At 57.4% G+C, this 25919-nt stretch carries 23 protein-coding genes and 1 riboswitch; of the genes, 13 read left to right on the plus strand and 10 right to left on the minus strand.

The features are described 5' to 3' along the window. Positions 1 to 358: 358 nt before the first annotated feature. Entirely contained in the window at positions 359 to 1948 is a 1590-nt protein-coding gene (purH, locus tag ACKLKD_RS23365) for a bifunctional phosphoribosylaminoimidazolecarboxamide formyltransferase/IMP cyclohydrolase (protein WP_080924952.1), read from the plus strand. A 15-nt stretch (positions 1949 to 1963) separates the two neighbouring features. Beyond that, positions 1964 to 3259 (plus strand): phosphoribosylamine--glycine ligase, encoded by a 1296-nt coding sequence (purD, locus tag ACKLKD_RS23370; protein WP_087805919.1) that lies wholly within the window; start codon positions 1964 to 1966, stop codon positions 3257 to 3259. Here purD and zraR read toward each other — a convergent pair. Together zraR and zraS are read right to left on the minus strand one after the other, a co-directional pair. Beyond that, the gene (zraR, locus tag ACKLKD_RS23375; RefSeq protein ID WP_087805917.1) at positions 3249 to 4580 is read right to left on the minus strand and encodes a sigma-54-dependent response regulator transcription factor ZraR; all 1332 of its coding nucleotides are present in this window, start codon (positions 4578 to 4580) and stop codon (positions 3249 to 3251) included. The genes purD and zraR overlap by 11 nt on opposite strands. Next, entirely contained in the window at positions 4567 to 5961 is a 1395-nt protein-coding gene (gene zraS, locus ACKLKD_RS23380) for a two-component system sensor histidine kinase ZraS (protein WP_063105981.1), read from the minus strand. The genes zraR and zraS overlap by 14 nt, the downstream gene beginning before the upstream one ends. A 259-nt stretch (positions 5962 to 6220) precedes the next feature. Between zraS and zraP the strand changes: the two genes are divergently transcribed. Beyond that, complete coding sequence (gene zraP, locus ACKLKD_RS23385; RefSeq protein ID WP_012969175.1) at positions 6221 to 6658, plus strand: zinc resistance sensor/chaperone ZraP; 438 nt, start codon at positions 6221 to 6223, stop codon at positions 6656 to 6658. Positions 6659 to 6661: 3 nt separating this feature from the next. Here the strand turns inward: zraP and ACKLKD_RS23390 are convergent, their stop codons facing one another. The 6 genes from ACKLKD_RS23390 to nudC form a co-directional block, all read right to left on the minus strand. Beyond that, positions 6662 to 7357: a DUF1481 domain-containing protein gene (locus ACKLKD_RS23390; RefSeq protein WP_012969176.1), complete on the minus strand. Its 696-nt coding sequence runs from the start codon at positions 7355 to 7357 to the stop codon at positions 6662 to 6664. A 12-nt stretch (positions 7358 to 7369) separates the two neighbouring features. Continuing rightward, positions 7370 to 7642: a nucleoid-associated protein HU-alpha gene (gene hupA / locus ACKLKD_RS23395; protein ID WP_002884342.1), complete on the minus strand. Its 273-nt coding sequence runs from the start codon at positions 7640 to 7642 to the stop codon at positions 7370 to 7372. A 186-nt stretch (positions 7643 to 7828) separates the two neighbouring features. Next, a complete protein-coding gene (locus ACKLKD_RS23400) occupies positions 7829 to 8419 on the minus strand; it encodes a YjaG family protein (protein ID WP_012543208.1) in 591 nt (196 codons plus the stop codon). A 42-nt stretch (positions 8420 to 8461) separates the two neighbouring features. After that, entirely contained in the window at positions 8462 to 9133 is a 672-nt protein-coding gene (gene nfi / locus ACKLKD_RS23405; protein WP_008807992.1) for a deoxyribonuclease V, read from the minus strand. Positions 9134 to 9145: 12 nt separating this feature from the next. Beyond that, positions 9146 to 10210: a uroporphyrinogen decarboxylase gene (hemE, locus tag ACKLKD_RS23410; protein ID WP_008807993.1), complete on the minus strand. Its 1065-nt coding sequence runs from the start codon at positions 10208 to 10210 to the stop codon at positions 9146 to 9148. 40 nt (positions 10211 to 10250) lie between these two features. Beyond that, positions 10251 to 11024, minus strand: a complete 774-nt coding sequence (gene nudC, locus ACKLKD_RS23415; protein ID WP_080898035.1) for an NAD(+) diphosphatase — start codon at positions 11022 to 11024, stop codon at positions 10251 to 10253. Positions 11025 to 11118: 94 nt separating this feature from the next. On the opposite strand from nudC, the gene ACKLKD_RS23420 reads away from it, so the two are divergent. The 10 genes from ACKLKD_RS23420 to ACKLKD_RS23465 all read left to right on the plus strand — a co-directional run bounded on the left by ACKLKD_RS23420 (position 11119) and on the right by ACKLKD_RS23465 (position 19890). After that, on the plus strand, positions 11119 to 11616 hold the full coding sequence (locus ACKLKD_RS23420; RefSeq protein ID WP_025713269.1) for an Rsd/AlgQ family anti-sigma factor: 498 nt from the start codon (positions 11119 to 11121) through the stop codon (positions 11614 to 11616). A 52-nt stretch (positions 11617 to 11668) separates the two neighbouring features. Next, a riboswitch (TPP riboswitch) is annotated at positions 11669 to 11793 on the plus strand. A gap of 86 nt (positions 11794 to 11879) precedes the next feature. Beyond that, on the plus strand, positions 11880 to 13775 hold the full coding sequence (gene thiC / locus ACKLKD_RS23425; RefSeq protein ID WP_087805915.1) for a phosphomethylpyrimidine synthase ThiC: 1896 nt from the start codon (positions 11880 to 11882) through the stop codon (positions 13773 to 13775). Beyond that, positions 13775 to 14410 carry a thiamine phosphate synthase gene (gene thiE / locus ACKLKD_RS23430; protein ID WP_025713267.1) on the plus strand — a complete coding sequence of 212 codons (636 nt, stop codon included), beginning with the start codon at positions 13775 to 13777 and terminating at the stop codon, positions 14408 to 14410. Before thiC ends, thiE begins: the two co-directional genes overlap by 1 nt. Then, positions 14403 to 15158 (plus strand): HesA/MoeB/ThiF family protein, encoded by a 756-nt coding sequence (locus tag ACKLKD_RS23435; RefSeq protein WP_025713266.1) that lies wholly within the window; start codon positions 14403 to 14405, stop codon positions 15156 to 15158. Before thiE ends, ACKLKD_RS23435 begins: the two co-directional genes overlap by 8 nt. Next, positions 15142 to 15342, plus strand: coding sequence for a sulfur carrier protein ThiS (gene thiS, locus ACKLKD_RS23440; protein WP_025713265.1), 201 nt, complete (start codon positions 15142 to 15144; stop codon positions 15340 to 15342). The genes ACKLKD_RS23435 and thiS overlap by 17 nt, the downstream gene beginning before the upstream one ends. 1 nt (position 15343) lies before the next feature. Continuing rightward, positions 15344 to 16114, plus strand: coding sequence for a thiazole synthase (gene thiG / locus ACKLKD_RS23445; protein ID WP_025713264.1), 771 nt, complete (start codon positions 15344 to 15346; stop codon positions 16112 to 16114). Further along, on the plus strand, positions 16111 to 17244 hold the full coding sequence (gene thiH, locus ACKLKD_RS23450) for a 2-iminoacetate synthase ThiH (protein ID WP_025713263.1): 1134 nt from the start codon (positions 16111 to 16113) through the stop codon (positions 17242 to 17244). Before thiG ends, thiH begins: the two co-directional genes overlap by 4 nt. 315 nt (positions 17245 to 17559) lie before the next feature. Then, positions 17560 to 19092 (plus strand): sensor domain-containing diguanylate cyclase, encoded by a 1533-nt coding sequence (locus ACKLKD_RS23455; RefSeq protein ID WP_025713262.1) that lies wholly within the window; start codon positions 17560 to 17562, stop codon positions 19090 to 19092. Positions 19093 to 19263: 171 nt separating this feature from the next. Further along, positions 19264 to 19569 (plus strand): PTS sugar transporter subunit IIB, encoded by a 306-nt coding sequence (locus ACKLKD_RS23460; RefSeq protein WP_002884150.1) that lies wholly within the window; start codon positions 19264 to 19266, stop codon positions 19567 to 19569. Positions 19570 to 19572: 3 nt separating this feature from the next. Then, a complete protein-coding gene (locus ACKLKD_RS23465; RefSeq protein WP_004206755.1) occupies positions 19573 to 19890 on the plus strand; it encodes a PTS lactose/cellobiose transporter subunit IIA in 318 nt (105 codons plus the stop codon). 43 nt (positions 19891 to 19933) lie between these two features. Here ACKLKD_RS23465 and dcuB read toward each other — a convergent pair whose 3' ends face one another. Together dcuB and rpoC are read right to left on the minus strand one after the other, a co-directional pair. Further along, the gene (gene dcuB / locus ACKLKD_RS23470) at positions 19934 to 21274 is read right to left on the minus strand and encodes an anaerobic C4-dicarboxylate transporter DcuB (protein WP_025713261.1); all 1341 of its coding nucleotides are present in this window, start codon (positions 21272 to 21274) and stop codon (positions 19934 to 19936) included. 398 nt (positions 21275 to 21672) lie between these two features. Continuing rightward, positions 21673 to 25896, minus strand: coding sequence for a DNA-directed RNA polymerase subunit beta' (gene rpoC / locus ACKLKD_RS23475; protein WP_023291591.1), 4224 nt, complete (start codon positions 25894 to 25896; stop codon positions 21673 to 21675). Positions 25897 to 25919: the final 23 nt, after the last annotated feature.

Genomic DNA, 25919 nt, shown 5'->3' on the forward strand with positions numbered 1-25919 from the left:
TCCGCCGTGTCGATGGAGGCGCATTATAGGGAGTTCTCGAGCGCCCGCAACAGAAAAATGGCAGAAAAATGACTGACTGCTGCATTCCCCAGCAAAACCCCGCTTTATACCTCTTTACACACAGAATTATCCACAGGAGAGCGTCAAAACACGACCGCAAGCCCCGCGGATCGCCAGCTATATAGAAGGAGATTCATCGGCCGGGAGAGAAAGATAAAAATTCGCGAGCGTTGCGCAAACGTTTTCGTTACAATGCCGCGCTATGACACGGATGCCCGGTTGGGTGCGTTAGGTGAGTTTTTAGGCAAAAACTCACCTAACGCTCTCTGTAATGTTCAAATCCTGGGGATTTAATACCATGCAACAACGTCGTCCAGTCCGCCGCGCCCTGCTCAGTGTTTCTGACAAGGCCGGTATCGTCGAATTCGCGCAGGCGCTTTCCGCTCGTGGTGTCGAGCTGCTGTCCACCGGCGGCACCGCTCGCCTGCTGGCAGATAAAGGCCTGCCGGTTACCGAAGTCTCTGACTACACCGGTTTCCCGGAAATGATGGATGGACGCGTGAAGACCCTGCATCCGAAAGTACACGGCGGCATCCTCGGTCGTCGCGGTCAGGATGACGGTATCATGCAGCAACACGGTATCGCGCCTATCGATATGGTTGTCGTTAACCTCTACCCGTTCGCCCAGACCGTCGCTCGTGAAGGATGCTCACTGGAAGACGCGGTGGAAAACATCGATATCGGCGGCCCGACGATGGTGCGCTCCGCGGCGAAGAACCATAAAGATGTCGCTATCGTAGTGAAGAGCAGCGACTACGAGGCCATCATTAATGAGATGGACGCTAACGACGGTTCCCTCACGCTGGACACCCGCTTCGACCTCGCAATTAAAGCCTTCGAACATACTGCCGCTTACGACAGCATGATCGCTAACTACTTCGGCAGCATGGTTCCGGCCTATCACGGCGAAAGCAAAGAAGCCGCAGGCCGCTTCCCGCGCACCCTGAATCTGAACTTTATTAAGAAACAGGATATGCGCTATGGCGAAAACAGCCACCAGCAGGCTGCCTTCTATATAGAAGAGAATGTAAAAGAAGCCTCCGTAGCGACCGCCACCCAACTGCAGGGCAAAGCGCTCTCCTATAACAACATTGCCGATACCGATGCGGCGCTGGAGTGCGTGAAAGAGTTCAATGAACCGGCCTGCGTGATCGTTAAGCACGCCAACCCATGCGGCGTTGCCGTCAGCGACTCAATCCTCGACGCCTACGATCGCGCTTACAAAACCGACCCAACCTCCGCCTTCGGCGGCATCATCGCCTTTAACCGCGAGCTGGATGCGGAAACCGCGCAGGCGATCATCTCTCGCCAGTTCGTCGAAGTGATCATTGCGCCGTCCGCCAGCGAAGAAGCGCTGAAGATCACCGCCGCGAAGCAGAACGTCCGCGTACTGACCTGCGGTCAGTGGGATGCTCGCGTTGCCGGCCTCGATTTCAAACGTGTTAATGGCGGCCTGCTGGTTCAGGACCGCGATCTCGGCATGGTCACCGCGGGTGAACTGCGAGTGGTCAGCAAACGCCAGCCAACCGAGCAAGAGCTACGCGATGCGCTGTTCTGCTGGAAAGTGGCGAAATTCGTCAAATCCAACGCCATCGTGTATGCCAAAGACAACATGACCATCGGGATAGGCGCCGGTCAGATGAGCCGCGTCTACTCGGCGAAAATTGCCGGGATTAAAGCCGGTGACGAAGGTCTGGAAGTGAAAGGCTCCGCCATGGCTTCTGACGCCTTCTTCCCGTTCCGCGACGGCATTGATGCCGCAGCCGCAGTGGGCATCACCTGTGTGATCCAGCCGGGCGGCTCTATCCGCGACGACGAAGTGATTGCCGCCGCTGACGAACATGGTATCGCCATGATCTTCACCGACATGCGCCACTTCCGCCATTAATTCACGGAGCTACAGATGAAAGTATTAGTAATCGGCAACGGCGGGCGTGAGCACGCCCTGGCCTGGAAAGCGGCCCAGTCGCCGCTAGTTGATACCGTCTACGTCGCGCCGGGCAACGCCGGTACCGCCCTGGAGCCGTCGCTGCAAAACGTCGCCATCGGCGTTACCGATATTCCGGCCCTGCTGCGCTTCGCCCAGGATGAGAACATCGATCTGACCATCGTGGGCCCGGAAGCGCCGCTGGTCATTGGCGTAGTCGACGCGTTTCGTGCCGCAGGGCTGACCATCTTCGGGCCAACCGAAGGCGCCGCGCAGCTGGAAGGTTCAAAAGCCTTCACCAAAGATTTCCTCGCTCGTCATCATATTCCGACGGCGGAATACCAGAACTTCACCGAAGTGGAGCCTGCGCTGGCTTACCTGCGCGAGAAAGGCGCGCCGATCGTCATCAAAGCCGACGGTCTGGCGGCGGGTAAAGGCGTTATCGTGGCGATGACCCTTGAGGAAGCCGAAGCGGCGGTCAAAGATATGCTGGCCGGTAACGCTTTTGGCGATGCAGGCCACCGCATCGTGATTGAAGAGTTCCTCGATGGCGAAGAAGCCAGCTTTATTGTGATGGTTGACGGCGAGCACGTCCTGCCAATGGCCACCAGCCAGGATCACAAGCGCGTCGGCAACGGCGATACCGGCCCGAACACCGGCGGGATGGGCGCGTACTCCCCGGCGCCGGTGGTCACTGATGAAGTCCATCAGCGCACCATGAAGCGGATCATCTGGCCAACCGTGAAAGGCATGGCCGCTGAAGGCAACACCTATACCGGTTTCCTGTATGCCGGTCTGATGATCGACAAGCAGGGCAACCCGAAGGTGATTGAGTTCAACTGCCGCTTTGGCGACCCGGAAACCCAGCCGATCATGCTGCGCATGAAGTCCGACCTGGTCGAGCTGTGCCTCGCCGCCTGCGCGGGCAAGCTGGACGAGAAAACCTCCGAGTGGGATGACCGCGCGTCGCTGGGCGTGGTGGTTGCCGCCGGCGGCTATCCGGGCAATTACAACACGGGTGATGAGATCTTCGGCCTGCCGCAGCAGGAAGCGGCAGATGGTAAAGTCTTCCATGCCGGCACCAAACTGGCAGACGACCAGCGCGTCGTCACCAACGGCGGGCGCGTGCTGTGCGTGACCGCGCTGGGTGAAACCGTGGCGCAGGCGCAGCAGCGCGCCTATCAACTGCTGACCGATATTCACTGGGACGGCAGCTTTAGCCGTAACGATATCGGCTGGCGCGCCATCGAACGTGAAAAAGCTAACGGCTAAGTTTTGCCAGCAGCGTTTTCCGCGTAATGCCTAACTGACGGGCGGCTTCAGTTTTGTTGCCGCCCGTTTTTTCCAGCGCCGAAAGAATGACTTCTTTTTCAACTTCCACTAACGGCTGAATCAGCGCGTTCTCGCTACCACCCGACGGCAACGGCGTGCCCGCTATCGCCAGCGGCAGTTCTCGTTCGGAGATATAGTTTCCGGTCAGCAGCACCACCGCCCGCTCCACCGTGTTTTCCAGTTCACGGATATTACCCGGCCAGGGGTAGTGGATCAGCAGATCCATCGCCTGCGGCGTAAACCCCTGCACCGTTTTGCGATTGCGTTCGGCATAGCGCTTAAGAAAGTGTTGCGCCAGTAGAGGAATGTCTTCCCGGCGCTGACGCAGCGGCGGCATATCAATGGTCACGACGTTCAGGCGATAATAGAGATCCAGGCGAAAGCGCCCGGCGCTCACCTCCTCCGCCAGATTACGATGGGTAGCGGCAATCAGCCGCACATCAACGGCAAGCGTCTGGTTACTGCCAACGCGCTGCACCTCGCGTTCCTGAATCGCCCGCAGCAGACGCACCTGCATCAGCGGTGAGATATCACCAATTTCATCAAGGAACAGCGTGCCGCCATCCGCCTCGACAAAACGCCCTTCCCGCCGCCGATCCGCCCCGGTAAACGCCCCTTTTTCATGACCGAACAGCTCGGACTCCAGCAGCGACTCATTCAGCGCCGCGCAGTTTAGCGTCACCAGCGGCTTCTCGCGGCGCTCGCTGCAGGCGTGGATGGCGCGCGCCACCAGTTCTTTACCCGTTCCCGATTCGCCGCAGATCAGCACCGTCGCATCTGAGGGCGCCACCAACATAATATTGTTGATAAGCGCCCGCATCGCCGGGCTATCACCAATCATGCCCCACCGTGAATCCGTCGCAACGCTGGGATCGCTCTCGCTCTGTTGCGTGTGCGCCAGCGCCTGAACCAGCGTCTGCTGCAGGGTGTCAAAATCCAGCGGTTTGACCAGGTAATCCAGCGCCCCGGACTTAATGGCCTCTACCGCCGTGCCAACGCTGGAAAACGCCGTCATGATCAGCACCGGTATCGCCGGGTTATAGGCCTTAATCTCTTTTAGCGTCGCGATACCGTCCATCTCCGCCATACGGATATCGCACAGCACCAAGTCGAAGACCTGCTGATGGATCTGCTCCAGCGCCTGCAGGCCGTTGTGAGCTAACGCCACCTGATAGCCCCAGCCGCGCAGCAGCGCCTGCAGAATTGTGCAGTGGCTGACGTCATCATCGACAACCAGAATCTGTACTTTATCGCTGCTCATCTTCCCTCCGTTGAGCCTCCACCGGTAGCCAAAGCGTAAATATCGCTCCGGCCCCCGGCTGGCTTTCGGCGCGGATTGTCCCGCCATGTTGTTCGATAATATTCTGCACTACCGCCAGCCCCAGCCCCGTGCCGTCCGCCTTGGTGGTGAAATACGGTGTGAAGATGGCCTGCAGCTCTTCATCGCTCATCCCCTTACCGCTATCCGTGACGACGATTTTCACCCGCTGACGATCGGCTTCGCTTGCCGATACGCGAATGACGCCGTCGCGGCCAATCGCCTGCATCGCGTTCAGATACAGATTCAACAGCACCTGGTTCAGGCGGTCAGCATCGGCGTTGATCGTGGTTAAATCAGGGCGCGGAGTAAATTGCAGCGCGATCCCGCGACTCTGCGCATCCTGGCTTACCAGCTGCAATGAGTGCCGGATAAGCGCGTTGATATCCACCGGCTGGTAATTTAAATGCGCGGGCCGGACCAGCTCCAGCAGCTCGCTGACCACCCGGTTCAGGCGGTCGGCTTCTTTCGCCATCACCTGGGCTAATTGCTGCGCTTCGCCGCCTGGGGGAGTGCGTTCGGCAAAATACTTCGCCAGCCCTTTAATCGAAGAGAGCGGATTGCGGATCTCATGCGCGACACCCGCCGCCAGATGGCCAAGCGCCACCAGCTTTTCTTTGCGGGCCATCGCCTCCAGCAGCTGCTGGCGTGAGCGACGATAGCGGCGGAACCAGAACTGAGCGAGGATCGTCGCCGCGATGACCAGCGCCGCGGCACCCAGCATGATCATCATGTTACGCTGGCCGCGGGCCTGCGCCGCATCCAGCTCGCGGCTATCAAAGGCGATAAAAATCACCTGCGGGACAGTGGGCTGAGCCAGCGCGCTGTTGCCGCGATTCATCATCCCCATATGATGGCCGCGAGCAGGATTGAGCGGGCGGAACTGGCGATAGATCTCCAGCGCCGGCTGCGGTTCGCTAAGCCGGCGCCAGCGGGCCTGTTCGCTCACGTGGAGTTCGCGCATCTGCGCCGGACTGTACAGCGCGTTATCCACATGTTGCGGATCGCTATGGGCGATGATTTTACCGTTTTCATCGGTCACCGCGAACCACAGCACTCCAGGCTGCCAGGCCATCTCTTCCAGCAGGGCCTGCAGCTGCGCATGATGCATACGCATCCCCATCCCGACGCGCGTGCCAGACTCCAGCGCGCGGATCAGCACGCTCCCCTTCTCCTCAATGGTTTGTCGGGCGGCGGTCGTCTCACGACCGTAGTCGCGGACGATCATTACGGAGAACAGCATGACCAACAGCACCATTGTGCCGGTCAGCAGCCAGCTCAGGGCGTCCGCAGTGGCGTGCCGGGAGAAAGGTTTGATCTTCATCGGTGAGTCCTTGTCATCTCTTTTTCGCTTTCTGCAGGATCCTTCAGCAGAAATCATGCCATTTTCCCACGCCGTCAATCCTGTTCTCAAACATATCGCCTGCGGTTTAGCGAGTAAAAATGACCCACCTGACCCGCCAGGAACGGGTCATTTTTACTCACCTTCCCCATCGGCTCCTCCGGCAGGCCCGTACGGGCGGGCTTTTTCAGGCTGGCATGGAAGATGCAATAACGAGAGAAACCACACAGGAGATAATGCCATGAAACGGAACCGTAACTTACCTCTCACCCTCGTCACCCTTGCCGTACTGACCTTTGGCAGCAACGCGGCCTGGGCCAACCATCACTGGGGCAATAACACCGGGATGGGCAATCAGGGTTACAGCCAGCTGACCCAGGAGCAGCAGGCTACCGCGCAAAAGCTGCATAACGATTACGCTGCGCAAACCAGCGCCCTGCGCCAGCAGCTGCAGTCCAAACGCTATGAGTACAATGCGCTGCTCACGACGCAAAAGCCGGACAGTGGAAAGATTGAAGCTGTCGCTCAGGAGATGGAAGGCTTACGCCAGAAGCTGGATCAGCAGCGGGTGAAGTTTGATGTCGCCCTGGCTGAGGCGGGCGTTCCCCGTGGCGCAGGAATGGGATACAACGGCTGCCGCGGTAACGGCGGTGGTCATAGGGGCATGAACCACTGGTAATCGTTAGAAGCTTTTTTCTGTCGGCTGCCAGGTGCAGAAGTTTTCATTGGCGACCAGCAATAGTTGAGAGCCTTCAGACGCCTCCAGCCAGGCGATGCTCACCGCGGCGGAGGAATGACTCTGGCGACGTTCAATATGCGCCAGGGCCCGGCTATCGAGGTCAGGCTTAACCGTCTGACCTTCACAGGTCAACACGGTATGCGCGGCAGCGTTCCAGCGCCCCTGACGCAGGACGACGCGTCCCTGGCGGAGAGCATCGCTGGTCTGGCGGATCTGCTCGGCGCGATAACGATACAGTGCGACCTGGTCGCTGGAGAGCTGTTGCTTCTGCCCGTCGACTTCCCGCTGCATAAAGCTGAGATCGCCCTGCGCGTCGAAGCGGGCGCGAATATGTTCCGGCGGCTTACCGTAGACATTGAGTTCGATAAACGTCAATTGATCGCCCTGCCAGCGATATTCACTGGTCGAGGTATCCCCGTGACGCCACGGGCTGAAAGCGGCGAGAAGATGGACTTCATCACCTGAATCTTTACGCCAGATACGCATCGCCCCCTGATTATCCGCATAACCGCTGGCGGTAAACGGTGGAAGCGAGGCGTCGTGGCTGCAGGCAGTCAGCAACAGGATGCCCGCCAGCGCCAGAGGCCGGCGCCAGACAGACAAAAGGGGCTTAATAGCCCCTTCGATAAAACTGTTCACTGCCACGCGGTCTTACTTAACTGCGTCTTTCAGTGCTTTGCCAGAAACAAATGCCGGCACGTTAGCTGCAGCGATTTTGATCTCTTTACCGGTCTGCGGGTTGCGGCCAGTACGCTCAGCGCGGTGGTTCACTTTGAAGGTACCGAAACCAACCAGTTGAACAGCATCACCTTCTTTCAGAGACTCAGTAATTGCAGCCAGGGTAGATTCCAGGGCAGCTTTAGCCTGTGCTTTGGACAGGTCAGCTTTGTCCGCAATTACATCAATCAGTTGAGTCTTGTTCATAAGTTATCCTTACAATGTGTTTATCGCTTGCTAAGCATCGAGTGCGACGGAAATGCCAAAAAAGCACCCTCCTGCATACACGCACCGATAGCCACTTTTTTTCGCCCTCCAAATGTAGACCAGACGGGGGGCGGAATGGAAGCCTTCAGACGCTACAATTCAGGCGGTAAATCACGTTTTCTGGTCTCACTGCTGAAAATTTATACCAATATTGCTCTCACCGGCCTCACGCAGGTCCGCGCGCAGACCTTTTATCAGCTCAAGGTCACGCTCTTCACAGTCGGCCAGCAGGCGGAAAATTTCCCACTGAATATCCCATTCCTGCTCTACCGCCGGGTTCGCTTTCAGCTCTTCATCGGTCATTTCGCGACCGGCCTGGGTCATTTCCAGCATCGCCACGCTGGTGATGGATGTCTTGCTCACCTCAATCGCGTGCTCAAGTGTTTCACCGCTCAGACGCGAATGGATCAGTTCGCTCAACGCCACGCAGGCGTCTATAGCCGGGTAAACACCGTACAGGTCGAAATCATCTGCCGCCGGGATGGCCTCTTCCAGCTTCTCCAGCTGACTGTCGAAATTCACCTTCGCATCTTTAACCGTCAGCGTTTCCCAGATCAGGTCCAGGATACGACGGTACAGCTGGCCGTCGCCGAACTCGGTTTGCTTGCAGAACATGGCGTAGTTAGGGTACATACGCTCGCACAGGCAGGCCATAAAAGTGACATGCTGCCAGCTTTCCAGCTTCTCCAGGCGCAGGTGAATCGGGTTTTGTAACATGATGAATTCTCGAAGTCAGAAATTAGGCGCAGTGTACCTGAATCAGCCGTGATTTGCTTGCCAACGCACAAACGACGGACGACGGGATGCCACCGCATCGGCCCAGCGCGTCGGCTCGGGGAGACGATAGCCTCGCATGCAGCGCTCAACCCACATTAAGGCGCTGTCCATGCCCACCCGGTGACCGGTGCTAATAAAAAGCGGGTTGCAGCGCACTTTGCTGCGCCAGACCCAGGCCAGTTGCTCATTTTTATCCATCAGCGGGGCCAGTGCGCCGGGCTCATCACCCAGTTCGCCGATTTTTCCGCACAGCCGTTTTTTCGCCACCCCGATGGTCGGCACGTCAATCATCAGACCAAAATGGCTGGCGACGCCGAGCCGCCGGGGATGGGAGATACCGTGGCCGTCGACGAAGAGCAGGTCCGGTTTTTGCGAAAGCTGCTCCCACGCCGCCAGCAGCGCAGGTGTTTCGCGAAACGAGAGAAAGCCGGGAATATAGGGCATGGTGGTGGCGACGCGCGCCACCTGATACTCCACCAGCTCAAGCTCAGGCCAGGTCAGCAGCACCATCGCAGCCCGGGTCACTTCCCCTTCCTGCTCAAACCCGACATCCGCGCCGCCGATCAACGCCGGCGGGTCGCGATCCAGTCGATCCGCTCGCTCGACCGACGCGGCTAACTGTTGTTGTTGGGTACGTAGCGCGGCTAAATCCATACGGCTTATCTCCTATTGATGATAGGGTGTGGAAAGACGATGCACCGCCTCAACAAAGACGCCCGCATGCTGCGGGTCGACATCCTGATGGATGCCGTGACCAAGGTTAAAAACATGGCCTTCGCCCTGGCCGAAGCCGGCGAGAATAGTCGCCACTTCCTCTTCAATACGCGGGGCGGGAGCATACAGCATCGACGGGTCCATATTGCCCTGGAGCGCCACTTTGTGACCTACACGACGGCGAGCATCAGCGATATCGGTGGTCCAGTCGAGTCCCAGCGCGTCACAGCCGGTCTCCGCCATCGCTTCCAGCCACTGGCCACCGCCTTTGGTGAACAGGGTCACCGGCACGCGGCGGCCTTCATTCTCCCGCAGCAGGCCATCGACAATTTTATGCATGTAGTAGAGCGAGAACTGCTGATAGTCGCGACCGGTCAGCACCCCGCCCCAGGTGTCGAAAATCATCACCGACTGCGCGCCGGCTTTGATCTGCGCGTTGAGGTACAGGGTGACGCTCTTCGCCAGCTTCTCCAGCAGCGCATGCAGCGCCTGCGGTTCGGCGTACATCATCTTTTTGATCACGGTGAACGCTTTGCTGCTACCGCCTTCCACCATGTAGGTCGCCAGCGTCCAGGGGCTACCGGAGAAGCCGATCAGTGGCACTTCGCCTTTCAGTTCGCGGCGAATGGTACGCACGGCGTTCATGACATAGCCCAGTTCCTGCTCCGGATCCGGGATTGGCAGCTTGTCGACGTCGGCTTTGCTTTTTATCGGCGAGGTGAAGCGCGGACCTTCGCCAGCTTCAAAGTACAGCCCCAGACCCATGGCGTCCGGGATCGTCAGGATGTCCGAAAAGAGGATCGCCGCATCCAGCGGGTAACGGCGCAGCGGCTGGAGCGTCACTTCGCAGGCCAGCTCGGCATTTTTACACAGCGACATAAAGTCGCCCGCTTGCGCACGGGTGGCTTTGTACTCCGGTAAATAGCGGCCCGCCTGGCGCATCATCCACACCGGGGTGACATCAACCGGCTGACGCAGCAGCGCGCGCAGGTAACGATCGTTCTTCAGTTCGGTCATTTTTACATTCCTTTAGCGTTGATACGCCCAGTGTAACATGTCACTCGAACTCTGCCCGACACATCGCGACGGTATCTTCGATAAGCCGGCGCGCCACCGTCCCCGGCGGTGGCAGAAGCGGTAGATCGTCATAGCGATACCAGTCCGCGGTCAGTAACTCTTTTTTGTCGACCACGATATCGCCATCTGCGTAATCCGCCATAAAGGCGGTCATCAGCGACTGCGGGAAAGGCCACGGTTGCGAGGTCACGTAGCGCAGGTTTTTCACCCGGATACCGCTCTCCTCCATCACCTCGCGGGCCACCGCCTGCTCAAGAGTTTCGCCAACCTCAACAAACCCGGCCAGCACGGTGTGTATCCCGTTGCGATGTCGGGTGTGCTGCGCCAGCAGGATCGAATCGTCGCGACGGATAGCGACGATAATGCAGGGGGCAATTTGCGGGTAGTAGCGTTCACGGCAGTGGCTGCACAGCATCGCCCATTCGCTTTTGCTGGCATGCATCGGATGGCCGCAGTAGCCGCAAAATTTATGCGATCGATAAAATTCGGCGAGCTGGATCCCCCGACCTGCCAGCTGGAAAAGGCCCGGATCCTGATCCAGCACTTGGCGCAACGATCCCATGTCATGACGGCGATCCTGACGCACCATCCACACGGACTCGCCCTGCCACTCGCCAATATGCAGCGCATGCTGGCCGACAAGATCGAAATTAACCGCTTCGCCATGTGGTAATTCTCCACCAGGCAACCATAATTTTTGTTCGTGACTGACAACCCACCAGCCGCGATCTAATTTTTCAATAATACGATCCATATCTATTGCACTACCTTTGCTTCACTGGCATGTTGTTAACATTATATTTACATTTTGGTGAGCAGATTTTAAATCAAAACTAGCGGAGTCAATCATGCTAAACCAGCTGGAAAACCTGACGGAGCGCGTTGGCGGTAGTAATGAACTGGTCGATCGCTGGCTACAAGTGCGTAAGCATCTGCTCGTGGCTTACTACAATCTGGTTGGCCTGAAACCGGGCAAAGAGTCATTTATGCGGCTAAACGAAAAGGCGCTGGATGACTTTTGCCAAAGTTTGGTGGATTACCTCTCATCCGGTCATTTTAGTATTTATGAACGCATTATTGGCGAAATGGAAGGCGATACCCCACTTTTAGCCGCCAACCGGCTTTACCCACAGCTGGAAGCCAATACCCAGCAGATGATGGACTACTACGATACCTGCCTCGAAAACGCTATCGATCACGATAACTACCTTGAATTTCAGCAGGCGTTGTCGGATATCGGCGAATCGCTGGAGGCGCGTTTCGCGCTGGAAGATAAACTCATCGCCCTCGCCGTCGCCCATAATCTGAGCAATGACGTGCGCGATAATATTGCGCCGACCGCTTGAGTTGTGAACCGTTAACGAGTAATTTACGTACATTATCCCTCTGCGGAGGGATTTCATCTTGTCGGAGTGCCTATTTTCCACACGAAAGCTGAAGTGGAAAAGGCTGAGACCGTTTATTCGGGATCCGCGGAACCTGATCAGGCTAATACCTGCGAAGGGAACAAGAGTAAACTGCTGGTCGCACCTGCCCGTTCCGGGCTGGTCGCATCTGTTACTCCATCCGTCGTCTGACAAGCCATCTCCTTTTTTAACTGGAATGCGCTATGTCTACTACCAAACTCACCCGTCGGGAACAACGCGAGCACGCGCAGCGATTCATTGATACGCTGGCAGGTACCGCTTTTCCCAATTCGCGCCGCATCTACATTCAAGGCTCACAGGCTGATATCCGCGTCCCGATGCGTGAAATCCAGCTCAGCCCGACGCTCATCGGCGGCGATAAAGATAATCCCCGGTACGAAGCCAATGAACCGATACCGGTGTACGACACCTCCGGCCCTTATGGCGACCCGGAGATCAACATTGATGTCCGCCAGGGACTGGCAAAACTACGCCAACCGTGGATCGACGCGCGTAACGACTGCGCGCCGCTCAGCGAACGCAGCTCGGCCTATACCAAAGCGCGGCTGGCCGACGATGGCCTTGATGAACTGCGCTTCGGCGGCCTGCTGACGCCTAAACGCGCCGTCGCTGGCAAATGCGTGACGCAACTACACTATGCCCGCCAGGGGATCGTCACCCCGGAGATGGAATTCATCGCCATTCGCGAAAACATGGGCCGCGAGCGTATCCGCAGCGAGGTGCTGCGCCAGCAGCATGCCGGAGAAAGCTTTGGCGCCCGCCTGCCGGACAACATTACCCCCGAGTTCGTCCGCGATGAAGTCGCTGCCGGGCGAGCCATCATCCCGGCCAATATCAACCACCCGGAATCCGAGCCGATGATTATCGGTCGCAACTTCCTGGTGAAAGTGAATGCCAATATCGGCAACTCGGCGGTGACCTCTTCCATCGAAGAAGAGGTCGAGAAGCTGGTCTGGTCAACCCGCTGGGGCGCCGACACGGTAATGGACCTCTCCACCGGCCGCTATATCCACGAGACCCGCGAATGGATCCTGCGCAACAGCCCGGTGCCGATTGGTACCGTCCCGATTTACCAGGCGCTGGAGAAGGTCAACGGCATTGCCGAGAACCTGACCTGGGAAGCCTTCCGCGATACCCTGCTGGAACAGGCCGAACAGGGCGTCGACTACTTCACGATTCATGCCGGGGTGCTGCTGCGTTACGTGCCGATGACCGCGAAGCGGCTGACCGGGATCGTCTCGCGCGGCGGTTCCATCATGGCCAAGTGGTGCCTGTCGCATCATCAGGAAAACTTCCTCTACCAGCACTTCCGCGAAATCTGTGAAATCTGCGCCGCCTATGACGTGTCGCTGTCCCTCGGCGATGGCCTGCGCCCCGGCTCGATTCAGGATGCCAACGACGAGGCGCAGTTCGCCGAGCTGCATACCCTCGGCGAACTGACGAAAATCGCCTGGGAATATGACGTGCAGGTGATGATTGAAGGCCCCGGCCACGTGCCAATGCAGATGATCCGCCGCAATATGACCGAAGAGCTGGAGCACTGCCACGAAGCGCCGTTCTACACTTTAGGCCCGCTCACTACTGATATCGCGCCGGGCTACGACCATTTCACCTCCGGTATCGGCGCGGCAATGATTGGCTGGTTTGGCTGCGCCATGCTGTGCTACGTCACGCCAAAAGAGCATCTCGGCCTGCCCAACAAAGAGGATGTCAAACAGGGGCTGATTACCTACAAAATCGCCGCCCACGCCGCCGACCTCGCGAAAGGCCACCCCGGGGCGCAGATCCGCGACAACGCGATGTCAAAAGCGCGTTTTGAATTCCGCTGGGAAGACCAGTTTAACCTCGCGCTCGACCCCTTCACCGCGCGGGCCTATCACGATGAAACCCTGCCGCAGGAGTCCGGCAAAGTCGCCCACTTCTGCTCCATGTGCGGGCCGAAATTCTGTTCGATGAAAATCACTCAGGAGGTCCGCGACTACGCCGCGAAGCAAAGTATCGAAGCCGGCATGGCCGATATGTCGAATAACTTCCGCGCCCGCGGCGGCGAAATCTACCTGAAACAGGAGGAAGCCTGATGTATCAACCTGATTTTCCACCCGTCCCGTTTCGTCTCGGACTCTACCCGGTGGTGGACAGCGTGGCGTGGATTGAACGCCTGCTTGAAGCTGGGGTACGTACCCTTCAGTTACGCATCAAAGACCGGCGCGACAGCGAAGTGGAGGATGACGTCATCGCCGCCATCGCCCTTGGTCGCCGCTATCACGCCCGACTGTTCATTAACGATTACTGGCAGCTGGCGATTAAGCACCAGGCCTATGGCGTGCATCTCGGACAAGAAGATCTGGAAACCACCGACCTGAGCGCCATCCGCCAGGCCGGGCTGCGTCTTGGCGTCTCTACTCACGACGATATGGAGATTGATGTCGCCCTGGCGGCACGCCCCTCTTACATCGCCCTGGGTCACGTCTTCCCGACGCAAACTAAACAGATGCCTTCGGCGCCGCAGGGCCTCGAACAGCTTGCCGGGCATATTCAGCGTCTGGCCGATTATCCGACGGTAGCGATAGGCGGCATCAGTCTGGAAAAAGCGCCGGGCGTACTGGCGACCGGCGTCGGCAGCATCGCCGTAGTCAGCGCTATTACCCAGGCGGCGGACTGGCGGGCAGCGACCGACCAGCTGCTGGCACTGGCGGGAGCGGGCGATGAATGATCATGACTTTATGCGCTATAGCCGCCAGCTGCTGCTGGAAGATATCGCCATCGAGGGGCAGCAGAAACTGTTAGCCAGCCGGGCGCTGATTATCGGCCTTGGCGGGCTGGGATCTCCGGCGGCGCTCTATCTTGCCGGGGCTGGCGTCGGGACGCTGATCCTGGCCGATGACGACGCCGTACATCTCAGCAACCTGCAGCGGCAAATCCTGTTCACCAGCGAGGATATCGACCAGCCAAAAGCCGCGGCGGCACAGACCCGGCTTAGCCAGCTAAACCCCCAGATCAAACTGGTTGCGCTGCAGCAGCGTCTGAGCGGTGAGGCGCTGCGCGCTGAGGTGGCAAAAGCGGACGTGGTGCTGGACTGCACCGATAACATGGTGACCCGCCAGGCGATCAACGCTGCCTGCGTGGCCCTCGATACCCCGTTAGTCACCGCCAGCGCCGTCGGCTTCGGCGGTCAGCTGATGGTGCTCACCCCGCCCTGGACGCAGGGCTGCTATCGCTGCCTGTGGCCGGATAGCGACGAACCGCAGCGTAACTGCCGCACCGCGGGGGTCGTCGGTCCGGTGGTCGGCATGATGGGCACGTTGCAGGCGCTGGAGGCCATAAAGCTCCTTATCGGCATGGCGACGCCGCGCAACACGCTACGGCTGTTTGACGCCCGCACCAGCAACTGGCGCAACCTTGCGCTGCAAAAAGTGCAGAACTGCCCGGTATGCGGAGGGCAACATGCAGATTTGGTTTAACGACGAGCCGCTGGCATGTGCGGACAACCTCAGCGTCAGCGCCCTGCTGACCCAGCTCGAACAGCTGCAGCCGGGCGTTGCGCTGGCGCTCAATCAACACATCCTGCCGCGCGAACGGTGGGAAGATCATCTCTTGCAGGAAGGCGATCGAGTCCTGCTTTTTCAGGTTATCGCTGGAGGCTGACATGTTACGTATTGCAGACAAAACATTTGAATCCCATCTTTTTACCGGTACCGGTAAATTCGCCGCCCCAGAGGTGATGGTCGAAGCGATTCGTGCCTCGGGCAGCCAGCTGGTAACCCTGGCAATGAAGCGCGTCGATTTACGCCAGCACAATGACGCCATCCTCGCCCCGCTGCTGGCGGCGGGGGTCAGCCTGTTGCCGAATACCTCAGGCGCCAAGACGGCGGAAGAAGCGGTGTTTGCCGCCCGCCTGGCGCGGGAAGCCTTAGGCACCCACTGGCTGAAACTGGAGATCCACCCGGACGCCCGCTGGCTGCTGCCCGACCCGATTGAAACCCTGAAGGCGGCGGAGCTGCTGGTGCGCGAAGGGTTCGTGGTGCTGCCCTACTGCGGTGCCGACCCGGTGCTGTGTAAACGACTGGAAGAGGTGGGCTGCGCAGCGGTGATGCCGCTGGGCGCGCCGATCGGCTCCAATCAGGGGCTGGAAACCAAAGCCATGCTGGAGATCATTATCGAGCAGGCGACGGTCCCGGTGGTGGTCGACGCCGGGATCGGCGTCCCGAGCCATGCGGCGCAGGCGCTGGAGATGGGCGCGGATGCGGTACTGGTCAATACCGCTATTGCCGTCGCCGACGATCCTGTCGCCATGGCTCGCGCCTTCCGCATGGCGGTCGAGGCAGGCTTGCTGGCCCATCAGGCCGGACCGGGGGCGCGCAGCGCGCAGGCCCAGGCCACCAGCCCGCTCACCGGATTCCTGGAGGCGCTGGCATGAAAACCTTTAGCGATCGCTGGCGGCAGCTGGAGTGGGACGACATCCGCCTGCGCATCAACAGCAAAACCGCCGCCGATGTCGAACGGGCGCTGGCGGCAAAACAGCTGACCCGCGATGACATGATGGCCCTGCTTTCGCCGGCGGCGGCTAACTATCTTGAACCGCTGGCCCAGCGCGCGCAGCGGCTTACCCGCCAGCGCTTCGGCAATACCGTCAGCTTCTACGTGCCGCTGTATCTCTCCAACCTGTGCGCCAATGATTGCACCTACTGCGGCTTCTCAATGAGCAACCGCATTAAGCGCAAGACGCTGGATGCCGCCGAGATTGCCCGCGAGTGCGCCGCGATCCGCGACCTCGGCTTTGAGCATCTGCTCCTGGTGACCGGCGAGCATCAGGGCAAGGTGGGAATGGATTATTTCCGCCAGCACCTGCCAGCTATCCGCCGCCAGTTTGCCTCGCTGCATATGGAGGTGCAGCCGCTGGCGACCGAAGAGTATGCCGAGCTGAAAACCCTGGGGCTCGACGGGGTGATGGTCTATCAGGAGACCTATCATGAAAGCATGTACGCCCAGCACCATCTGAAAGGGAAAAAGCAGGATTTCTTCTGGCGACTGGATACGCCGGATCGCTTAGGCGCGGCGGGGATCGATAAGATCGGTCTTGGCGCGCTCATCGGCCTTTCCGACAGCTGGCGGGTGGACTGCTTTATGGTCGCTGAACACCTGCTGTGGCTGCAGCAACGCTACTGGCGCAGCCGCTATTCGGTCTCCTTCCCGCGCCTGCGTCCCTGCGCTGGCGGCATTGAACCGGCCTCGCTGATGGATGAGCGCCAGCTGGTGCAGACCATCTGCGCCTTCCGCCTGCTGGCGCCGGAGGTTGAGCTGTCGCTCTCGACCCGCGAATCACCCTGGTTCCGCGACCGGGTTATCCCGCTAGCGATTAACAACGTCAGCGCCTTCTCTAAAACCCAGCCTGGCGGCTACGCCGACGATCATCCGGAGCTGGAGCAATTTGCCCCGCACGACGATCGCCGCCCTGAAGAGGTCGCCAGCGCGCTGGCCGCTCGCGGTCTGCAGCCGGTATGGAAAGACTGGGATAGCTGGCTGGGACGCGCTTCGCAAACCTCATGATGCACAGTGTAAGCGCCTGATAATTTTGCGTGCCTGCACGAGAGATGAAAAACCGAGGCTGGTCCGCCCGGCGCCGTTTTTCTATTCTGCCCGGGTCAGCAGCGGACGCTGACCAGGGCGAACCTTTTCTTCCTCATTTTCGCCCTGCCTCTCCGCGCTGCACGGGCTCAATTCATCATCAAAAAATATAAATCACGATAGATGAAAGTCTCAGAGTTATAATTAAGCGATAGTTAACTGATTCGATCGGCAGGCGTCGCAGACGCAACCTGCGTTCGGACCCTTGGTTTATACATCCGGGACGATTAACGATTCATGGCGCTACACAACAGAAAGCTCTCTTTTACGACACCGATCGTCGTAGGGTTTGCCGGAATTTTGCTCAGTTTTATGCTGATTGCTGTTTTTGTCACCCTGGCGCAGCGGAAAGATTTTCTCGAAGATTATCACGATATTAACCGCAACTTTACCCATAACCTGGCGATCAACTATACGGAAACCCTGCTGCGGGAAAACGATTTTATTCTCGGGCGCGCGGCCATCTTCTTTGCCCGCAATGACGAACTGAATCGCGCGGTAAACGTGGAGCCGGAGAAAGGGTTAACCACGTTGATGCAGTTACAGAACATGATGCCAAGCGTCTCTTCCATTTCACTGGCGGATACCGAGGGCCACTATCTGCGCGCCCCGGAGGTGCTGGAAAATGAAGACAGCCGGGCTTTCGATCCCAAAACGCGGCCCTGGTTTATCAAACAGGCGGAAGCCAGCACCTTCAGCCATTACACCAGCCCGTATATGGACTATTTCACCCACCATCCGACGATTACCATTTTCAAACCTGTCATCACCCCAGAGGGGAAACTCAAGGGAAGTCTGGCGTTTCATCTCGATCTCACCTCCATGGGTTTCGCGCTACGGCAGATGGTGGCGCCCGTGCAGGGGGAGTTTTTTGTGGTGCAGCGGGATGGCAAAGTGGTCCTGCACTCCGACCCGGGGGCGCTGTTTAAACCCTTCGTCAGCGACGAGCTGATGGATAAAATGACCAGCGGCGAGGGGCAGCTTTACGATACTAAAAGCGACACCTGGTATTACTACTACTCTTTTACCAATCCCGACTGGTTCGTGATTTTCCGTGTCGATAATACAACCCTGGTCAATCTGACGCGCCATGAGACCAATTTAGTGATCGGCGGTTTCACCCTCGCAGCGATCATCATCATCCTGTTCGGTCTTTATCTGCGTCATGCCTCCCGTACCGTGCTAATGAATATCATCAATGCGATTAAAACGGGCGATGTCAAACGCGCCCCGCGCCTTGAGGCGATGCTGAGTAAAGCGATTGAAACCAATAAACAGCGTGAACTGACCTACGTCCGTCAGGCGACCATCGACGCCCTTACCGGCTGTAAAAACCGCCGCGCCTTCGACAGCGATATCGCGGCGTTGATGAACGATCACCAGCCGTTTGCTCTCGCGCTGGTCGATATCGATAACTTTAAATCGATCAACGATACCTGGGGGCACCTGAACGGCGATATCGTCCTGCGCAACGTCGCCCGCGAAGGGCTGCAGGTTCTCCAGCCGCTGGAAATATCCCTTTATCGCTACGGCGGTGAAGAGTTCGCAGTGGTCTTTCCTGCCGAACATATCGATAACGCTCGTACGCTGCTGGAAACGTGGCGGGTCAACGTCGAGCGGCGCACCTGGCGCGAAGATGGCCTGACGGTCACCTTTAGCGCCGGACTGGGGGAATGGAATATGGAGCCGCTGGATAAACTGGTGGTGAGCGTCGATGAGGCACTTTACAAAGCCAAGCAACAAGGTAAAAACCGCATCCTCCGCGCGTGAGACAACAGGACGCGGCCGCCCACTTCGGTGGGCTTTTTTATTTTTATCGGCAAAAATGAAACCGGTTTCAATTTTTGTGTGATGACTTACACACAATCACGGTAAAGCGGTTGTCGCATCGCCAGGGCCGCGATAAAGATAAGACATTACGGAACACAAGGGCCACTGACTATGAAGAATATCGTTTTGTGCTGTGCTGCCGGTATGTCTACCAGCATGCTGGTTCAGCGTATGCAAGATGCCGCGCAGAAGAAAGGTGTTGAAGTCTCAATCAAGGCCGTACCGGTCGCCGAGTTTAAAGATAATCTGGCCGCCGCCGACATTATTCTGCTCGGCCCGCAGGTGAAATATGAGCAGGCGAAGCTGCAGGCGCTGGCCGATCCGTTCGGCAAGAAGGTCGCGGTAATCGATATGATGGACTACGGCATGATGAAAGGTGATGCCGTCCTGGATAAAGCCCTTAAGATGCTGGAGTAAGCGATGGAAGATTTAGAAACGATCATCATGGAGCTGTTGGTCAATGCCGGTTCTGCACGCAGCGCGGCGCTCACCGCACTCCAGCTGGCGCGCAAAGGTGATTTTGCCGCAGCCGAACAGGCCATGGCCGAGTCCCATGAGTTCGTCAAACATGCGCATAAAATCCAGACCCAGCTTATCGGCCTGGATGAAGGCAGCGGTAAGTTACCAGTCAACCTGATCACCGTGCATTCTCAGGACCACCTGATGAACGCGATGGTCATCCAGGATCTGGCGACCGATATGATCGAGCTCTATCGTCGTCTGCCCCTCGCGCAATAATCTCTCGGATTTAACGGGCGTCGCTGCCGGCGCCCGTCCTCTCTTACAGAAAGCCGTACATCGCAGCGAATACCCAGCCAAACACGCAGGAGACGCCGACGCCGATGAGCCCGGGCAGGATAAAGCTGTGATTAATGACAAAGCGGCCAATATGGGTGGTGCCTGAGCGGTCAAACTGGATCGCCGCCAGATCGCTTGGGTAAGTCGGCAGAATATAGTAGCCATAGCAGGCCGGCGCAGAAGCCACGATATAGGCCGGATCGACGCCGATGGCCAGGGCCACCGGCACAATCGCCGCCAGCGCTGCCGCCTGTGAGTTCACAAACTTCGATACCAGTAGCAGCACAATGGCATAAGCCCACGGGTACTCTTTTACCATCTCCCCGAGTACGCCTTTAATTTCGGTCATGTGCGCGCCGAACATGGTCTCCGCCATCCACGCGATGCCGTACACCGCGACGATAGCGATCATTCCCGAACGAAAGACCTCATTTTTGGAAATCGACGCCGGGTTAGTTTTGGTGATGATAATGATCAGCGCTCCGGAAAGCAGCATGAACATCTGGATCACCAGCACCATCGACAGCGGCTTACCGTTAAATTCCGGGCGCAGTTCGGAAAAGGCGCCGAGCAGAGCAACCACGGCAATGGAAGCCAGAAAAATCCACATCGCAATCCAGTTACTGGTGGGCAGCTTTTTATCCAGCAGCGTCGCCGTATCGCCATAGACGTAATGGCGGTTCTCCGGTACCGCAATAAACGCCTGGAAGGCTTCATCTTTATCCAGATCTTTGCCACGGAACCAGCTGAAGATGCCGATAGCTAAAATGCCCAGCAGTGTGGACGGAATGGTTATCGCCAGCAGATCGAGAAACTCCAGGTGTTTCCCGTTAAAGGTAAAATTCCCCAGCATCGCCACCAGCGAGACCACCGCCACCGAAACCGGGCTGGCGATGATCCCCATCTGGGCACCTATGGAGCTGGCCGCCATCGGCCGCTCCGGACGAATGTTATTCTTAATCGCCACATCGTAGATAATTGGCAGGATCGTGTAAACCACGTGTCCGGTACCGCAGAGGATGGTCAACGTACAGGTGACAAAAGGCGCCACAATAGAGACATATTTCGGGTTACGCCGCAGCAGCTTCTCGGCAATCTGTAACATGACATCCAGCCCGCCGGACGCCTGTAGCGTCGCCGAGGCGGCCACGACGGCAATGATCACCAGCATTACATCAACCGGCGGTTTTCCCGGCTGAAGATGGAACACAAAGACGAGGATAACCAAACCGATGCCGCCCAGCAGCCCCAGCGCAATACCGCCTTTTCGGGCACCATAAAACAGACAAATTAAGATAATAATGAGTTGTATCGCAAATTCCATGCAGCCCCCAGAGCCTGTCCACGCAGACCAAAAGAAATGACCAACACCTGCCTGCCGGTATTATTTCTGCGTCTTATCGGGAGAAGCATGAGATGCGGCGATCCCTCTCCAGAGCAGTCGCTCCGAAGATAAAGCAGCAGAAGTAATCCCATGATTCATTAGGTATTTTGAATATATCCCCTTTGAATTGATTATTTTTTGATATGAGTAGAAGTTTTACCCATATATAAACAAAGGTTTTAGGAATAGGCTTTTAATTGATATTTTGTATTAATTAATTGCTAAGAAAATGCAGATTTAATATGGCGCAAATGTAATTAGAGGCAAGTAAGGCGGCGAACAGACAATAAAAAAGCCGGTCAGGGAACCTGACCGGCTTTTTAGCAGTGCATCAACGATTAATCGTTGTCAGAACCGCCCAGACCTGCGTTCAGCAGCTCTGCCAGGTTGGCAGACGCTTCTTCCACGCTCACCTGCGGTGCTGCCGGCAATTCGCCAGCCGCACGACGGCGCATACGATCCTGGTGGTACGCATAACCGGTACCCGCCGGGATCAGACGACCCACGATGACGTTCTCTTTCAGACCGCGCAGCTCGTCGCGTTTGCCCGCAACGGCGGCTTCGGTCAGCACGCGAGTGGTCTCCTGGAACGATGCCGCGGAGATGAAGGACTCGGTGGCCAGAGACGCTTTGGTGATACCCAGCAGATCGCGGGAGAACGTTGCGCCCACTTTGCCATTCGCTTCCAGTTCGCGGTTCGCGATCTTGACGCGGGAGTATTCAACCTGCTCGCCTTCGAGGAAGTCGGAGCTGCCTGCGCTTTCAATGGTGGCTTTACGCAGCATCTGACGAACGATAACTTCGATGTGTTTATCGTTAATCTTAACGCCCTGCAGACGGTATACGTCCTGGACTTCGTTAACAATGTAACGGGTCACAGCATGTACGCCACGCAGACGCAGAATGTCGTGCGGTGCTTCCGGACCGTCGGAAACCACGTCACCACGTTCTACACGTTCACCTTCGAACACGTTGAGCTGACGCCATTTCGGGATCATCTCTTCGTACGGCTCGCTACCGTCTACCGGGGTGATAACCAGACGACGTTTCCCTTTGGTTTCTTTACCGAAGGAAATGATACCGCTGATTTCAGCCAGGATCGCCGGCTCTTTCGGACGACGTGCTTCGAACAGGTCCGCAACGCGCGGCAGACCACCGGTGATATCCTTGGTACCGCCGGATTCCTGCGGAATACGCGCCAGGGTGTCACCGGAGCTGATCTGTACGCCATCTTCCAGCTGAACAATTGCTTTACCCGGCAGGAAGTACTGAGCAGGCATATCGGTGCCTGGGATCAGAACGTCATTGCCCTGAGCATCAACAATTTTCAGTGCCGGACGCAGATCTTTACCACCTGCGGTACGTTCTGCAGAGTCCAGAACCACCAGCGAAGACAGACCGGTCAGCTCGTCGGTCTGACGAGTAATGGTCTGGCCGTCGATCATGTCAGTGAAGCGGATGAAGCCGCTAACTTCGGTGATGACCGGCATGGTATGCGGATCCCAGTTTGCGACGGTTTCACCGCCGGCAACCTGCTCGCCGTCGCCTTTCGCCATAACCGCACCGTAAGGCACTTTATAGCTCTCTTTGGTACGACCGAATTCGTCGATCAGCTTCAGCTCGGTGTTACGGGAAGTGATGACCAGTTTACCGCTGGAGTTCACAACCGACTTCGCGTTGCTGAGCTTGATGCTACCTTTGTTTTTCACCTGGATGCTGGATTCAGCAGCCGCACGAGATGCCGCACCACCGATGTGGAACGTACGCATCGTCAGCTGTGTACCCGGCTCACCGATGGACTGTGCCGCGATAACGCCGATAGCCTCACCTTTGTTGATGATGTGGCCACGCGCCAGGTCACGACCATAGCAGTGCGCACATACACCAAAGTCGGTGTCACAGGATACAACGGAACGCACTTTGACGGAGTCAACGGAGTTCGCTTCCAGCAGATCACACCAGTGCTCGTGCAGCAGCGTGTTGCGTGGAACCAGAATATCCGCGGTACCCGGCTTCAGAACGTCTTCAGCAGTCACACGACCCAGTACGCGATCGCGCAGCGGCTCTTTAACGTCGCCACCTTCGATAACCGGCGTCATGGTGATGCCTTCCAGGGTGCCACAGTCGTCTTCAGTAACAACCAGGTCCTGCGCAACGTCAACCAGACGACGCGTCAGGTAACCGGAGTTCGCTGTCTTCAGTGCGGTATCCGCCAGACCTTTACGCGCACCGTGGGTCGAGATGAAGTACTGGAGTACGTTCAGACCTTCACGGAAGTTCGCGGTGATCGGCGTTTCGATGATGGAGCCATCCGGCTTCGCCATCAGACCACGCATACCAGCCAGCTGACGAATCTGTGCCGCAGAACCACGCGCACCGGAGTCGGCCATCATGTAAATGCTGTTGAAGGAAACCTGCTGTTCTTCCTGACCGTCACGGTTAATCACGGTTTCGGTTTGCAGGTTATCCATCATCGCTTTGGATACACGATCGTTCGCCGCAGCCCAGATATCGATAACTTTGTTGTAGCGTTCGCCCGCGGTCACCAGACCAGACTGGAACTGTTCCTGAATCTCAGCAACTTCCGCTTCCGCTTCGCTGATGATTTCGTATTTTTTCTCCGGGATGACCATGTCATCGATACCAACGGACGCACCTGAACGCGCTGCATAAGCAAAGCCGGTGTACATCGTCTGGTCCGCGAAAATAACGGTCGGTTTCAGGCCCAGAATACGGTAACAGGTGTTCAGCATCTTGGAGATCGCTTTCTTACCGAGCGCCTGGTTCACGATAGAGAACGGCAGACCTTTCGGTACGATCATCCACAGAATGGCACGGCCAACGGTCGTGTCTTTCAGGCTGGTTTTCGCGACAAATTCACCATTGTCGTCTTTTTCGTATTCAGTGATACGCACTTTAACGCGCGCATGCAGAGAGGCCAGGCCAGCGCGATAAATACGCTCAGCTTCTTTCGGGCCAGTCAGCACCATGCCTTCGCCTTTGGCGTTAACACTGTCACGGGTCATGTAGTACAGACCCAGTACAACGTCCTGAGACGGAACGATGATTGGTTCGCCGTTCGCCGGGGACAGGATGTTGTTGGTAGACATCATCAGCGCACGCGCTTCCAGCTGGGCTTCCAGCGTCAGCGGTACGTGAACAGCCATCTGGTCACCATCGAAGTCGGCGTTATAGGCCGCACAAACCAGCGGGTGCAGCTGGATGGCTTTACCTTCGATCAGAACCGGTTCGAACGCCTGGATACCCAGACGGTGCAGGGTCGGCGCACGGTTCAGCAGTACCGGGTGTTCGCGGATAACTTCATCCAGGATATCCCAAACGACAGCTTCTTCGCGCTCAACCATTTTCTTAGCGGCTTTGATGGTGGTGGCCAGGCCACGCAGTTCCAGCTTGCCGTAGATGAACGGTTTGAACAGCTCCAGCGCCATTTTCTTCGGCAGACCGCACTGATGCAGACGCAGGTATGGACCTACGGTGATAACAGAACGACCGGAGTAGTCAACACGCTTACCGAGCAGGTTCTGACGGAAACGACCCTGTTTACCTTTGATCATATCGGCCAAAGATTTCAGAGGACGTTTGTTAGAACCGGTGATCGCACGACCACGACGACCGTTATCCAGCAGGGCGTCAACCGCTTCCTGCAGCATACGTTTTTCGTTGCGTACGATGATATCCGGCGCAGCCAGATCCAGCAGACGTTTCAGACGGTTGTTACGGTTGATCACGCGACGATACAGATCGTTGAGGTCAGACGTCGCGAAACGACCACCATCCAGCGGAACCAGCGGACGCAGATCTGGCGGCAGTACCGGCAGAACGGTCAGGATCATCCACTCCGGCTTGTTGCCAGACTGTACGAAGGCTTCCAGCAGCTTAATGCGTTTGGTCAGCTTTTTACGCTTGGTTTCGGAGTTGGTTTCGTTCAGCTCTTCACGCAGCTGCTCGCATTCCTGCTCCAGATCCATATTGCGCAGCAGCGCCTGGATCGCTTCCGCACCCATCTTCGCGTCGAATTCGTCACCGAACTCTTCCAGCGCGTCCAGGTACTGTTCTTCCGTCAGAATCTGGTTGCGTTCGAGGTTGGTCATGCCACCTTCGATAACCACATAGGATTCAAAGTACAGTACACGTTCGATATCGCGCAGCGGCATATCCAGCAGCAGGCCGATACGGGACGGCAGGGATTTCAGGAACCAGATGTGCGCAGTCGGACATGCCAGCTCGATGTGGCCCATGCGCTCACGACGCACTTTGGTCTGGGTCACTTCAACGCCGCACTTCTCACAGATCACACCGCGGTGTTTCAGGCGCTTGTACTTACCGCACAGGCACTCATAGTCTTTTACCGGCCCAAAGATACGGGCGCAGAAAAGGCCGTCACGCTCAGGCTTGAACGTACGGTAGTTAATGGTTTCCGGCTTTTTAACTTCACCGAAAGACCATGAACGGATCATGTCTGGCGAAGCCAGAGCAATTTTGATCGCATCAAACTCTTCGGTTTTAGTTTGCGCTTTCAGAAACTTTAATAAGTCTTTCACGGATTTGCTCCCGTCGGAGTTAG

This window comes from Klebsiella sp. 10982, from assembly GCF_048589245.1.
In the GTDB taxonomy this organism is placed as follows: Bacteria; Pseudomonadota; Gammaproteobacteria; order Enterobacterales; family Enterobacteriaceae; genus Klebsiella; species Klebsiella quasivariicola.

Excerpts from the sequence above, each read along its gene's own strand:
- thiH (WP_025713263.1), top strand. The coding sequence starts at position 16,111 with ATGAAAACCTTTAGCGATCGCTGGCGGCAGCTGGAGTGGGACGACATC.
- zraS (WP_063105981.1), bottom strand. The coding sequence starts at position 5,961 with ATGAAGATCAAACCTTTCTCCCGGCACGCCACTGCGGACGCCCTGAGC.
- purH (WP_080924952.1), top strand. The coding sequence starts at position 359 with ATGCAACAACGTCGTCCAGTCCGCCGCGCCCTGCTCAGTGTTTCTGAC.
- zraR (WP_087805917.1), bottom strand. The coding sequence starts at position 4,580 with ATGAGCAGCGATAAAGTACAGATTCTGGTTGTCGATGATGACGTCAGC.
- ACKLKD_RS23435 (WP_025713266.1), top strand. The coding sequence starts at position 14,403 with ATGAATGATCATGACTTTATGCGCTATAGCCGCCAGCTGCTGCTGGAA.
- ACKLKD_RS23420 (WP_025713269.1), top strand. The coding sequence starts at position 11,119 with ATGCTAAACCAGCTGGAAAACCTGACGGAGCGCGTTGGCGGTAGTAAT.
- ACKLKD_RS23465 (WP_004206755.1), top strand. The coding sequence starts at position 19,573 with ATGGAAGATTTAGAAACGATCATCATGGAGCTGTTGGTCAATGCCGGT.
- thiC (WP_087805915.1), top strand. The coding sequence starts at position 11,880 with ATGTCTACTACCAAACTCACCCGTCGGGAACAACGCGAGCACGCGCAG.
- dcuB (WP_025713261.1), bottom strand. The coding sequence starts at position 21,274 with ATGGAATTTGCGATACAACTCATTATTATCTTAATTTGTCTGTTTTAT.
- ACKLKD_RS23455 (WP_025713262.1), top strand. The coding sequence starts at position 17,560 with ATGGCGCTACACAACAGAAAGCTCTCTTTTACGACACCGATCGTCGTA.
- thiG (WP_025713264.1), top strand. The coding sequence starts at position 15,344 with ATGTTACGTATTGCAGACAAAACATTTGAATCCCATCTTTTTACCGGT.
- ACKLKD_RS23400 (WP_012543208.1), bottom strand. The coding sequence starts at position 8,419 with ATGTTACAAAACCCGATTCACCTGCGCCTGGAGAAGCTGGAAAGCTGG.
- ACKLKD_RS23460 (WP_002884150.1), top strand. The coding sequence starts at position 19,264 with ATGAAGAATATCGTTTTGTGCTGTGCTGCCGGTATGTCTACCAGCATG.
- hupA (WP_002884342.1), bottom strand. The coding sequence starts at position 7,642 with ATGAACAAGACTCAACTGATTGATGTAATTGCGGACAAAGCTGACCTG.
- hemE (WP_008807993.1), bottom strand. The coding sequence starts at position 10,210 with ATGACCGAACTGAAGAACGATCGTTACCTGCGCGCGCTGCTGCGTCAG.
- nfi (WP_008807992.1), bottom strand. The coding sequence starts at position 9,133 with ATGGATTTAGCCGCGCTACGTACCCAACAACAACAGTTAGCCGCGTCG.
- zraP (WP_012969175.1), top strand. The coding sequence starts at position 6,221 with ATGAAACGGAACCGTAACTTACCTCTCACCCTCGTCACCCTTGCCGTA.
- thiS (WP_025713265.1), top strand. The coding sequence starts at position 15,142 with ATGCAGATTTGGTTTAACGACGAGCCGCTGGCATGTGCGGACAACCTC.
- thiE (WP_025713267.1), top strand. The coding sequence starts at position 13,775 with ATGTATCAACCTGATTTTCCACCCGTCCCGTTTCGTCTCGGACTCTAC.
- nudC (WP_080898035.1), bottom strand. The coding sequence starts at position 11,024 with ATGGATCGTATTATTGAAAAATTAGATCGCGGCTGGTGGGTTGTCAGT.
- purD (WP_087805919.1), top strand. The coding sequence starts at position 1,964 with ATGAAAGTATTAGTAATCGGCAACGGCGGGCGTGAGCACGCCCTGGCC.